The organism is Chryseobacterium sp. GW823-FHT05E08 (assembly GCF_058795655.1).
This window is the reverse complement of record NZ_JBXAHY010000001.1, coordinates 403047-416576: the sequence shown is the minus strand read 5'-3', so window position 1 is coordinate 416576 and position 13530 is coordinate 403047. Positions and strand designations below refer to the sequence as shown.

The following is a 13530-nucleotide window of genomic DNA, read 5'->3' as shown; positions in this document are numbered from 1 at the left end:
GCCTTTTTTGAGGCGAGATTGTAAGATTTATGTTAAATTATTTAAAACTATAATTCTAATCCTCTTCTTTCGTCACCACCCATTAAAATTTCAACAGGGTTGTCGATACCTTCTTTTACTGCTACCAAGAATCCTACAGACTCTTTTCCGTCAATAATTCTGTGGTCATAAGACATTGCAACATACATCATTGGACGAATTACAACTTGTCCGTCAACCGCAACCGGTCTTTGAATAATATTGTGCATTCCTAAGATTGCAGACTGAGGAGGGTTGATGATCGGTGTAGATAACATAGATCCGAAAGTACCACCATTTGTAATAGTGAACGTACCTCCAGTCATTTCGTCAACCGTAATTTTTCCGTCTCTTACTTTAACAGCAAGATCTTTAATGTTGGCTTCAACACCTTTGAAAGACATGTTTTCAGCATTTCTCAATACCGGAACCATTAATCCTTTAGGACCCGAAACTGCAATTGAAATATCGCAGAAATCATAGTTAATTTTGAAATCTCCGTCAATTGATGCATTTACATCCGGATATAATTTTAATGCTCTTGTAACCGCTTTTGTGAAGAAAGACATGAAACCAAGTCCAACTCCATGCTTTTGAGCAAATTCTTCTTTATATTGTTTTCTTAGTCTAAAGATTTCAGACATGTCAACTTCGTTGAAAGTAGTTAACATTGCTGTTTCATTCTTCACAGAAACTAATCTTGAAGCAATCTTTCTTCTAAGAACAGAAAGTTTAGTAGTCGTTGAAGCTCTAGAACCTGTAGCTGTTAAAGAACTACCTCCCATTGCAGGAACAGCAGCCAATTCAGCGTCAGTTTTAGTGATTCTTCCGTCTCTTCCCTGTCCGTTAACTTGTGATGCGTCAATACCCTTTTCATCAAGAATTTTCTTAGCAGCAGGAGATGGAGCTCCAGTAGCATAAGTTTGAGGAGCAGCAACTGGTGCAGCCGGTTTTGGAGCTTCTGTTTTAGCCGGTTCAGCAGCTTTAGGAGCTTCTTCTTGTTTTGGAGCAGCAGGAGCAGAACCTTCTGGTTTAGCAGCATCCACATCAATTAAACAAACTACCTGCCCTACTTGTACCACATCACCTTCTTCCGCTTTTAAAGTAATAATTCCACTTTGTTCTGCAGGCAATTCTAGCGTTGCTTTGTCTGAGTCTACCTCAGCGATAGGTTGATCTTTTTCTACATAATCACCATCCTTTACAAGCCAAGTTGCAATTTCAACTTCTGTAATTGATTCGCCCGGTGAAGGAACTTTCATTTCTAAAATTGACATATTGAGTATTTTTTATTTTTTAATTGAATATTATTTTTAATTAAGCTGTTACAGGTCTTTTAGCAGGAGCATCGTCTCTATCAAAAACTCTGTTGATCACTGCATTTTGGTTTTTCTCAAACATTTTATGACTTCCCGGAGCCGGAGCACCACTTGGAACCGGAGAAATCACCTGAATTCCCGTATCTCTGAAGTTTCTTAAAATGTAAGACCAAGCACCCATATTTTCCGGTTCTTCCTGAGCCCAAACAATTTCTTTTTTGTTCTCATATTTATTGAAGATCGCTTCGATTGCATCATTTTGTAATGGATACAATTGTTCAAATCTTACCAAAGCAATATTTTCAGCGTTTAATTCTTCTTTTTTAGCCAATAATTCGAAGTATAATTTACCTGAACAAAGCACTAATTTTTCTACTTTTTTAGGATCAGCAGTTGGATCGTCTAAAATCGGTTGGAAACTTCCTGTTGCAAAATCTTCCAATGGAGAAACTACTTTTGGATGTCTCAATAGAGATTTTGGACTCATCACGATCAATGGTTTTCTGAAAGTCCATTTTAACTGTCTTCTTAACAAGTGGAAATAATTGGCAGGCGATGTAATATTCGCTACTACCATATTTTCGTTTGCACAAAGCGTTAAGAATCTTTCTAATCTTGCTGAAGAGTGTTCTGCACCCTGACCTTCAGAACCGTGAGGCAATAGCATTACCAAACCATCCTGAATCTTCCATTTTTCTTCTGCTGCAGCCAAATATTGGTCAACAATAATCTGTGCTCCATTTACGAAATCTCCAAACTGAGCTTCCCAAATTGTTAAAGTATTAGGAGAAACCATAGCATAACCATAATCAAATCCTAAAACTCCGTATTCAGAAAGGTGAGAATTGAAAACATCAAATCTGCTTTCAGAAACATGTCTTAACGGAATGAATTCTTCTTCAGTATCTTCAGTTTTTACAACCGCGTGTCTGTGAGAGAATGTTCCTCTTTCCACATCTTCTCCTGAAATTCTTACGTTGTGACCTTCAGTAAGCAATGTAGCATAAGCTAACCACTCTCCTAATGCCCAATCTAAAGAATTTCCGTCGATTGCTTTAAGACGGTTTTCGAAAAGTCTTGTAATTTTATTAATAAACTTTTTATCAGCCGGAAGTGTTGACATTTTGATTGCCAATTCTTTCAACTTCGCCAAGTCATATTTTGTATCAACAGGTAACTGAACAGCACCTCTTTTTCCGATAGGATAATTTGTCCAGTCATCAGACATAAACAAGTCCATTACGTTTTTCTCGATTTCTTTAGAAGCATCAAAGTCTTTATCTAAAAGTGCTTTGAAATCAGTTTCCATTTTCTTAAGAACGTCGTTAGAAATAACGCTGTCGTTGATCAATTTATCTTTATAAATTTCTCTTGGATTCGGGTGCTTAGAAATTAATTTATATAAATTAGGCTGAGTAAATCTTGGTTCATCCCCTTCGTTATGACCATATTTTCTGTATCCTAATAAATCAATATAAACGTCTTTTCCAAATTTAGCTCTGAAATCAGCAGCAAAATGGATCGCATGTACTACCGCTTCAGCATCGTCAGCATTTACGTGCATTACAGGAGATTCTGTAACTTTAGCAATATCTGTACAATAGGTTGAAGATCTAGCATCTGCATAGTTAGTTGTAAATGAAACCTGGTTGTTTACAACGATATGAACAGTTCCTCCTGTTTTATATCCTTCCAATGTCATCATCTGAGCAACTTCGTAAGCAATACCCTGTCCTGCCAATGCACCATCACCGTGAATTACGATCGGTAAAATCTTAGACCCGTCTCCTTTATATTTATCGTCAATCTTAGCACGACAAATCCCTTCAACAAGAGCAGATACCGTTTCTAAGTGAGATGGGTTTGGAGTAAGGTTAATTGCAACCTCTTCTCCAGAAGCTGTTTTTATTTTTTTAGATGAACCTAAGTGATATTTAACGTCACCAGAGAATACATCTTCTTCAAATTCTTTTCCTTCAAATTCTGAGAAAATCTGCTTATAAGATTTTCCGAAAATATTAGATAAAACATTAAGTCTACCTCTGTGAGCCATCCCAAGAACAACCTCATCAACTCCCAATTGAGAAGATCTTGAAATCAGTTGATCCAACGCAGGAATCAATGTTTCACCGCCTTCAAGAGAGAATCTTTTTTGTCCCACAAATTTTGTGTGAAGATAGTTTTCAAAAGCTACAGCCTGATTCAACTTCAATAAAATATCAGTTTTCTCGTTAGCTGAAAGACTTGGATGGTTTTCGTTTACCTGCAACCATTTTTTGATGAAATCTTTTTCTTCAACATTGTTGATATACGTATATTCAACACCGATAGAATCACAGTAAATGTTTTCTAAATGCGTGATAAGTTCCTGTAATGTTGCAGGTTCTTTCATCCCAGTTTCAAGGGCACAGTTGAATTTTGTATTTAAATCAGCCTTATCAAGACCGAAATTTTCGATATCTAAAGTCGGAGTGTAATGTCTTCTTTCTCTAACCGGGTTTGTTTTTGTAAACAAATGCCCTCTTGTTCTGTAAGCCTCAATAAGGTTTACAACTTTAAATTCTTTTTTGATATGCTCAGGAACTTCGCCGTTAGCGGCTGCCTGAGATATTTGCTGAACTGCCGGAGCAGCGTTAGCCGGAGCTTGGATATATTGAACGTTATCGCCTTCACCGTAGTTCTCCAAAGCAAAATCGAATCCTTGAAAGAAGGATTTCCATGATGGTTCTAAAGAGTCCGGGAATTTTAAATACTGTTGGTATAAATCCTCAATTAATTGAGAATGAGCTGCGTTTAGGAATGAAAATCTGTCCATTATTACAGTTTATCTATTATTAAATTTTGTTTGTAGAATTAATCCTCAAATTTAATAAAAAAAACCGACGTGGGACAGCCCAAAACTATTAAAAAAACTATAAAAGAAATAAATATAATTAATTTACTTATAAACAGATAAAGACAACTTCATATTAACGTTCTGGCCTTCCATCGGACGTTCGATAAAAGTCTGGCGAATATCTCCGAAACGCATCTCGTCTTTTTTAGCTTTTTGAATCAATTGCTGCACCGCTTTAACTCTTCCTTCGTAGGTACCTCGGTAATACATAACGTAGTTTTGTGTAGGACTTACCGATCTGAAATTAAAGTTATTATCTGTAACCCCGAATTTTTTAGACAACGGAATTCCAAGAAAATAAGAGACTTCTTTATCTTTATAATTATCGGCATCCGTAATCATAATTGGATACCCAAATTCGTCATCTTTTTTGCCGAGATCCATCGTTATGTAATTATAAACCTTGTTATAATTCATTACGATATTTTTATAAAGGGCATCTTTTTTATTTGATGTACTGACGTTAATTCCCAATAAAAGTTTGTCTTCTTCCTTCTCAACCATCAAACTATCATACTTTATAGCAGCCATCTGATTATCTTTTTCCACTTTATTGCCTAAAACATTTTTCAGAGTCGTCATGCTGTTGTTGATATTTTCAGCAAATCGGTCTTCTGTCCAGAAATTTTCTACTCTTTTCCAAACGGATAATTTTGGGGTATGAACATTCCAGATGATTTTTGTTTTTTCAGCAGAAACGGCTTTAAACTTAACATCAACCAATGTTGGGTTTTCATTTCTATCCTCAAATAGCTGATATCTCAACGTTTTGTTTGGATTTTCATATCTGATGAACATTTCTCCGTCCGTATCGTTTTTCGGATCTACATAGCTTATACTACTACCCTTTCCTTCATAAGGTGTGTAATAATCAATATCGATAGATTTAGAACTTTTGAAGAAATTGTTCCAACGCGTGAAATTCTGCAGATTATTGAACTGAGAAAAGACCTTCTCCACTGGATAATCTATCTCTTTCTCTATTTTAAAGCTTTTGCTTTCATCCACAAAATAATACATGGAAGCAGCATAAGCTCCTCCCAACAGTATCGCAACTATCGCTATGATTTTAAAAAAACGCATCGCACAAAAGTAAGACAAATAAAAAAAGTGACCAATATGTTGGCCATTTTGATTTTAATAAGTTTTCTTTCCTTCCCGAAAGCTTCCCGCACCCTAGCTTTAAGGTTTCGGAGAGATCCGAAAACCTGACACACCCTTACAATATTTTTCAAGAATATAAAAAACGCACCTCCTAAAAGATGCGTTTTTATTTTTTATTCAATGATTATTTGAAAATAGATTCTTCACTCCGCTTTGCTTCGTTCTGAATGACATATGCACTTTCAAACACTACAATTCTCAAACTCTCAGACTTAATTTACCCAATATGAGTTCCCGGAGGAACGATAGCTCCTTTTTTCACCACTACAATACCATCTTGTACTGAGTGTGTTCCAAAATCACCGTCCGGCAAGTGTTTTCCGCCAATAATTCTTACATTATCTCCAATGTAGCAGTTTTTATCCAAAATTGCTTTTTCGATGTAGCAGTATTTTCCGATTCCCATGTTGGGACGGCCTTTCCTGTCATTGATAACAATTTCTGTTGTGCTTTGATAAAAATCGGCTCCCATGACATAGGAATTTACGATCGTACTTCCTTTATCAATTCTCGTTCTATTTCCAATAACTGAATTTTCAATTTTATCTGCCATGATGATGCATCCGTCTCCAAAAACAGCCTTACTTACATAAGAACCGTTGATTTTCGACGGTGGAAGCATTCTCGCTCTTGTATAAATTGGCGAAGATGAGAATAGATTAAATTGAGGAAAATCCTGACACAGATCAATATTAGCTTCGTAAAAAGATTCGATTGTTCCGATATCCGTCCAATATCCTTCAAACTGATAACTTAACGTCGTGTATTTTCCAATGGAATTCGGGATGATGTCTTTTCCGAAATCGTCTCCCGCGCCTTCTTCAAACATTTTTTTAAGGATTGTCTTCGTGAATATGTAGATTCCCATTGAAGCTAAATATTCTTTTCCTGCATTTTTATTCTTTTCAGAAACTTCAGATTTTAAACTTTCCAAAATGTCAAAATCAGGCTTTTCAACAAAAGAAGTAATATTCCCTTCGTCATCAGAACTTAAAATTCCGAAACCTGTGGCATCTTTAGCATTTACAGGTATTGTAGCAATAGTTACGTCCCCTCCTTTTTCAATATGGAAGTCAAGCATTTCTTTGAAATCCATCTGATACAATTGATCTCCTGAAAGAATCAGAATATATTCATAATCATATTTTTCAAGATGCTTCATCGACTGACGCACTGCATCCGCCGTTCCCTGATACCAACTCTCATTTTCCACATTCTGCTCGGCTGCCAAAATATCAACAAAACCTTTGCTGAAAATATCAAAATGGTAAGAGTTTTTGATATGCGAATTCAATGAAGCTGAATTAAACTGTGTAAGAACCAAGATTTTATTTAATCCTGAATTTAAACAATTAGAAATAGGAATATCTACCAATCTGTATTTTCCTGCGATAGGTACAGCCGGTTTTGATCTTGTGTACGTTAATGGAAAAAGTCTCGTGCCTCTTCCGCCTCCCAAAACAATGGAAATAACATTGTGATTCATAAATTATATTGCGTTTTTTATTCTTTTTGGTTAATATTATTTTTGCTTTGATTTATCGGCCGCATTTTCACTCATTTTTTTAGTAACAGCAATCTGAAACTCCAACCCTTCAATTTTTTTCTGAATAGTTTGCTTTTCGTTTTGAAGCAGATCAAGCTTAGCCTGTTTTTCATCAATCTTTTTTTGAATAATTTCTTTATTTTCTGCTTTGTCTAATTTACTTTTATCTGCTGAAATTTCAGTTTCAAGTTTTTCCGCTCTTCCTTCAATTCTTCTTAATTGCCTTTTACTGCTTTTAAGTTGTTTTTCATTAGAAACAATCTTGCTGCCATTATTCGTTAATAAAGAATGTGTAAACCTTTGTTGTTCATCCATTCTCCTTTGCTGATTATGCATCATTGAAGACTGTCTCATCATCTGCATTGTGTTTTGAGAAAAAATTTGAGTTGAAATTAAAAGCATTAAGCCAATCAATACAAACTTTAGGACTTTCATCATTTATATATTACAACACATTAGTTAGTATATAAAGCTATGTATTTTTCTGCAGATTTCTCCCATGCAAAGTCAAAATTCATGTTTGCGTGAATAAGATTCTCCATAACGTCTTTTTCATTGTAAATACTTAACCCTCTATTCATCGCATGGACAATATCATCAACCCCGGGATAGGCAAAATTGATCCCCGCTCCGCCTGTTGAAATGTCTTCAACTGTATCTTTTAACCCTCCAATATACCTTACGACCGGAATTGTTCCGTATCTCATGGAATACATTTGATTCAATCCGCATGGTTCCACTCTTGAAGGCATCAATAAAAAGTCAGCCGAAGCATATATCTGATGCGAAAGATGCTCTTTATATCCAAGATCCAACGCAAAATTGGAATAGGTATAATCGTATTCTTTCAGTTTATTTTCAATGTATGAGTTTCCTGAGCCTAAAACCATAATATTTAAAGCGCCATAACTTTGTTTAATACTTTTCCAAACAACGTCAGGAAGCAAGTCGGCACCTTTTTCTGTTGCGAACCTTCCGATAAACGCAAACAAAGGAAGTTCGGGTTTTAAACCATATTCTTTACAAAGCTTTTCTTTGTTCTTCTTTTTCTGCTGGATAGCATTTTTAACATTAAAATTAAAATCCAACATCGGATCGGTTTCTGGATCCCAGACTTCTGTATCAATTCCGTTTATAATTCCGTATGCTTTTCCGAATTCTTCACGAACTAAGCTTTCAAGACCTCTGAAACTGACGAAAAGTTCTTCCAAATACCCTGCCGAAACAGTTGTAAAAGCACTCGAACATTTAATCATACTTGCCAATGGATTCATGTAGCCATTCCAATCCATCAATCCCCATTTGTAGCTGTCGAAAGCAGGCATATAATTGGCCATATTCCAACTCATCATTCCCTGATATTCACCGTTATGGATAGTTCCTATGGTTTTTACGCCTTTTAAAAATTCAAAATCTGGGCAATGTTCAATCATAAAAGGAACGAGACCTGTATGATAATCATGACAGTGTAAAACATCGGGACGAATCTTCATCGCGCTCAACCAATGCAAAACACCGTGCTGAAAAGCCAAAAACTGATAACTTTCATCCTCATAACCATAAGGATTATCTCTGTCTAAAAGTCCGGGAATTCTCACCATGTATAATTCGAACCCCAAAACATCGCTTTTCTCTTTGAACACCTGAACCTGAAGCATATCCGGCCCCTGATGAATGAAGCCATCAAAAACTATGTCAAACTCATGATCATAAACAAAAGGTTTATTATACCAAGGCATAACAACCTTAGCATCAACCCCTTTTATTTTATTCTGATATTTCGGTAAAGCTCCTACAACATCCGCCAAACCGCCTACTTTAGCTATCGGATAACATTCCGTGCTTAGATGATAAACAACCATTTTTTATCTTTTGTGTAATTTAATTCTGTGTAATTTATACTTTTTATCTTTTTTCATTTTTAAAACAACCCCAGCAAGAGGCGGAAGTTTTAAAATTATCGAATTAGGACGATTCATCCACGGTTCAGATTGCTCCTTAATAATTTCAGATTTTACACCGCTTCCATTATATCTATTATCGTCTGAATTAAAAATAACCTCCCAATGTGTTCCCGCATTGATACCAATTTTATAATCTAAAACCTTTGGAGTAAGATTCAAAACAACCATAAAGACATCATCTTTCTTTTTCCCTTTCCTTAAATAGGTAATCACCGAATTCTCAAGATCATCGGCTTCTACCCATTCAAAACCACTTTTATCAAATTGATTTTCATAAAAAGCAGTTTCGTATCTGTATATATGATTTAAATCTTTAACTAAAGTCTGCAAACCTTTATGAACAGGATATTCTAATAAATGCCAATCTAAACTTTGGGTGAAATTCCATTCGCTGGTCTGCCCGAATTCATCGCCCATAAACAAAAGCTTTGCTCCCGGATGCGTAAACATATAGACATACAGTACGCGAAGATTTGCAAATTTTTGCCATTCGTCGCCGACCATTTTATAGATCAAACTCGCTTTTCCGTGTACCACTTCATCGTGAGACAAAGGCATCATGTAATTTTCGTTATACATGTACATCGAAGCAAAAGTAAGTTTATGATGACTGAATTTTCGGTCAGCATGCTCTACTTTAAAATAATCTAATGTATCGTGCATCCAGCCCATCATCCATTTCATTCCAAAACCAACTCCGCCATCATGAACAGGCTTTGTAAGCATCGGAAAATCCGAACTTTCTTCTGCAATCGTAATAATATTATCGCCAAATTCTTTATAAACAGCGGTATTGAATTCCTGCAAAAAAGCTTTCGCTTCCAGATTTACATTTCCACCATAAATATTTGGTTCCCATTCGCCTTCATTTCTGGAATAATCGAGATGAAGCATTGAAGTTACCGCATCCACACGCAATCCGTCAGCATGATAACGTTCCAGCCAAAACATGGCGTTTGAAATTAAAAAAGATTTAACTTCATTTCTTCCGTAATTGAAAATATGCGATTTCCAATCGGGATGAAAGCCTTTTCTCGGATCTTCGTGTTCATATAAAAAAGAACCGTCAAATCGGTACAAACCATTGGCATCACCCGGAAAATGAGACGGAACCCAATCTAAAATAACACCAATATCATTATTATGTAATTCATTAATTAAAAACATGAGATCCTGTGGAGATCCAAAACGTGAGGTAGCCGCATAAAATCCGGTAATTTGGTAGCCCCAGCTCGGATCGTAAGGATATTCCATCACTGGCATGAATTCTACATGCGTAAAACCCATTTCTTTGATGTAAGGAACTAGCTTTTTGGCAATTTCCCTGTAGTTTAAAAATCTTTTAGGATCATCACCTTCCCTTAGCCAAGAAGCCAAATGCATCTCGTACACGGAGATCGGAGCATTTAAACTATTTTTTTTCCAGCGGTTTTTGAGCCATCCTTTATCGTCCCATTCATACCAAGTCGTGGAAACCAATGAAGCAGCCTGAATATTTTGTTCCCAGCTTAAAGCATAGGGATCACTTTTTTCTAAAATTTCTCCGCGTGGAGTTTCAATAGCATATTTATAGAGCGTTCCCCAGGTTAATCCGGCAATAAAACCTTCCCAAATTCCTGATTCGTCCCATCTTGGAAACAAAATATGATCTTTGTCGTTCCAATTATTAAAGTTACCTATCACTGAAACTTTTTTCGCATTTGGAGCCCAAACCGAAAAATAAACCCCTTGAATCCCGTCTTTCTCTACAGAATGTGCACCAAACTTATCGTATAGCTTATAATGCTTACCTTCTTTAAAGAGATAAACATCATGTTCAGTGAAAAGCGTATACGTTTTAACAGAATTCATCAATACTTTGATTAATTTTTATATATTTCTTGAAACTACGAAAAATATCAACAAACACCGTTAATTATTGTTGAAATAATTATTATGTTAATCTTTTTCACACCCTTGTGTACCAAATATATAAATTTTTAAATCGTATTATTTATTAATTTAAAAGATTGCCATAAAAAGATTTTTTATAAATTTATCAGTTAATATTTATTACACACATGATGAAGTTTGAACTTTATACTGAAGAAAGTGACGATAGACCTATTTACATCACAGGAAATTTCAATAAATGGAATCCTAAAGATTATAGCTACCAGCTTACACAACTAGATCCGCACAGGTATTTCATTGAAATTGATGATCAGATTCTGCCTTCCGTTGTTGAATACAAATTCACAAAAGGCGGATGGGAAAACGTAGAACTCGACAAATACGGAAGCATTACTCCCAACCGAAAAATCGATAAATCAATTGGTAAAACCTCTGATATTATTGAAAAATGGAGACTGAACTGGGGACCGTTCAAAAAAGAGTTTTTTCCAATTGTAGAAATTATTTCGGAAAAATTTTACATTCCGCAACTTGAGCGTTATCGTAAAGTTTGGGCTTTACTACCCTATGATTATTATACCTCTGAGAAAAGCTACCCTGTTTTATACCTTCAGGATGCTCAAAATCTATTCAATGAAGGAAGTGGATACGGAAACTGGGAAATTGATAAAAAGCTCTCAATTCTAGCAGAATACGGCCGTGGAGACATGATCGTAATCGCCATAGAACACGGAAGCGAAGAAAGAATTAAAGAATATATTTTCGATAATGATAATGTAGCCAATGGTTCTGAGGGTAAAAAATACATCCGCTTTATCGCTGATACTTTAAAACCTTACGTTGACGAAAATTACCGCACCAAAAAAGACAGAGACAATACCGGAATCGGAGGAAGTTCACTTGGCGCTTTAATCAGTATTTACAGCGGTTTTCTCTATCCAGAAGTCTATTCTAAATTATTAATTTTCTCTCCATCCCTTTGGGTTGAACCTAATAATAATTTCCCGATGATGAACTTTAGGACGCCTTTCAAAACAAAAATTTATCTGTACGGTGGCGCTCAGGAAGGCTCAAAAATGGTGAAAAGAATCTATGTTTTTGAAGAATATTTAAAAAGATGGGAGAAAAAAAATCTGTTTGATTTTGAATTCAGAACCAATATTAATCCCGAAGGAACACACAATGAATTTTACTGGTCACAGGAATTCCCAAGAGCTATCGAATGGTTGTTCTACGACAACAGGGAAAATCCTGTAGAAGTGAAGCCTCAACAAAAAAGCATTAAAAATTAACATTTATGAAACTAATTAATAAAAAAAACAGAACATATACTCAGGTTTTCCAATTATTTACAGAAGAAGAATGGGGAAAAACGGGGAAAAATTTCAATAAAAATATTTCAGCTTTTTTCACAGGAAAGAAGAACGAAATCTTTGTAAACGCCCACGAAGAAGGCATTACTTACTTTATCGGTCTTGGAAAATCAAGTCTTCAAAATTTTGAAATCCAGCAGGTTGCTAATAAATTTTCTCAAACTCAAAAAAAGAATTTACAGGCAGTTCCCACGTTGGTTTTGGCGGATTTTCTTAATGAAAAACAGTTTGAAGAATTTGCAAAAGGTCTGTTAATAGGAACTTACAACTATCCTTTCGAAAAAAGCCATCCTTTCTGGAATACAAAATTTGAAATTCATTTTGAAAATGCAAGTCAGAAAAAATTAGATTCAATAAGTAAAAAAGCAGAGGCTTTGTGTAATGGACAAATTGCCTGTCAGGATTGGCTAAACAAACCTGCCAACCTTAAAAATCCTGATATTTTTAATTTATATCTTAAAAATTTAGCAAAAAAACATGAGTTAAAATACACAGTTTTCAATAGAAAAAAATGTGAGGAACTTGGTTTGGGAGCTTACCTTTCTGTGAATCAAGGAAGTGCTTATGATGCTGCTTTTACAATTTTAGAATATAAAACGACAGCCAAAAATGCCAAAACAATCGGTTTGGTAGGAAAATGCGTATTATTTGACACAGGAGGAATTTCCCTGAAAAACCCTGACAATATGCACTATATGAAGTCTGATATGGGCGGCGCAACGGCGGTTTTAGGAACTCTAATTTATGCTGCAGAAATGGAACTTCCTGTAAATATCGTAGCAATTTTACCGATTACAGACAATGCAATTTCTGAAAACGCATTCTTACCAAGTGATGTAATTACAGCTTATAACGGAAAAACAATCGAAGTTCTGAACACCGATGCAGAAGGAAGAATGATCCTTGCTGACGGGCTTTCTTACATGGCCAAAAACTACAAAACCGACCTTATGATCGACCTTGCAACATTAACGGGTAGTTCGGTAAGAATGTTCGGTGATACTTGTGGAGCTATGTTTTCAAATAATGAAGAATTAAAAAATCTTTTGATAAAAACAGGCGATAAAACCAATCAAAGATTATGGAATCTGCCTTTATGGGATATCTGGAAAGACGATATTCAGTCTGATGTGGCTGATATGAAGAACATTTCTATGAAGCCAATCGGAGATTGTATCATTGCTGCAAAATTTTTGGAACAATTTATCGAAAACCACCCAAAATGGGCACATTTAGATATTGCCGGAGTCGCTTTTGGAAACGTTGGATATGCCAAAGAAAAAGCTGCAACAGGCTTTGGAGTGCAATTATTGGCCGATTTAATCGAAAATTATCACTAAAAATTAGTTTATTACAA

At 35.5% G+C, this 13530-nt stretch carries 9 protein-coding genes; 2 read left to right on the top strand and 7 right to left on the bottom strand.

The genetic code is table 11. From position 1 onward, the window contains the following. Positions 1-47: 47 nt before the first annotated feature. From odhB to glgB, 7 genes are all read right to left on the bottom strand, one after another. A complete protein-coding gene (gene odhB, locus AC1Q7L_RS01930) occupies positions 48-1295 on the bottom strand; it encodes a 2-oxoglutarate dehydrogenase complex dihydrolipoyllysine-residue succinyltransferase (RefSeq protein WP_410690717.1) in 1248 nt (415 codons plus the stop codon). A gap of 40 nt (positions 1296-1335) precedes the next feature. Next, complete coding sequence (locus AC1Q7L_RS01925; protein WP_410690718.1) at positions 1336-4152, bottom strand: 2-oxoglutarate dehydrogenase E1 component; 2817 nt, start codon at positions 4150-4152, stop codon at positions 1336-1338. Positions 4153-4275: 123 nt separating this feature from the next. Then, positions 4276-5316, bottom strand: coding sequence for an SRPBCC domain-containing protein (locus AC1Q7L_RS01920; protein WP_410690719.1), 1041 nt, complete (start codon positions 5314-5316; stop codon positions 4276-4278). Positions 5317-5614: 298 nt separating this feature from the next. Continuing rightward, entirely contained in the window at positions 5615-6883 is a 1269-nt protein-coding gene (locus AC1Q7L_RS01915) for a glucose-1-phosphate adenylyltransferase (RefSeq protein ID WP_492305642.1), read from the bottom strand. Between the two features lie 36 nt (positions 6884-6919). After that, positions 6920-7378, bottom strand: coding sequence for a hypothetical protein (locus tag AC1Q7L_RS01910; RefSeq protein ID WP_492305643.1), 459 nt, complete (start codon positions 7376-7378; stop codon positions 6920-6922). A 20-nt stretch (positions 7379-7398) separates the two neighbouring features. Next, entirely contained in the window at positions 7399-8805 is a 1407-nt protein-coding gene (locus tag AC1Q7L_RS01905; RefSeq protein WP_492305644.1) for a glycogen synthase, read from the bottom strand. A 3-nt stretch (positions 8806-8808) separates the two neighbouring features. After that, positions 8809-10758: a 1,4-alpha-glucan branching protein GlgB gene (glgB, locus tag AC1Q7L_RS01900; RefSeq protein WP_492305645.1), complete on the bottom strand. Its 1950-nt coding sequence runs from the start codon at positions 10756-10758 to the stop codon at positions 8809-8811. Positions 10759-10970: 212 nt separating this feature from the next. Between glgB and AC1Q7L_RS01895 the strand changes: the two genes are divergently transcribed. Beyond that, positions 10971-12092, top strand: coding sequence for an alpha/beta hydrolase (locus AC1Q7L_RS01895; protein WP_492305646.1), 1122 nt, complete (start codon positions 10971-10973; stop codon positions 12090-12092). A 5-nt stretch (positions 12093-12097) separates the two neighbouring features. Continuing rightward, a complete protein-coding gene (locus AC1Q7L_RS01890; RefSeq protein ID WP_492305647.1) occupies positions 12098-13513 on the top strand; it encodes a leucyl aminopeptidase family protein in 1416 nt (471 codons plus the stop codon). The last annotated feature ends 17 nt before the right edge of the window (positions 13514-13530 follow it).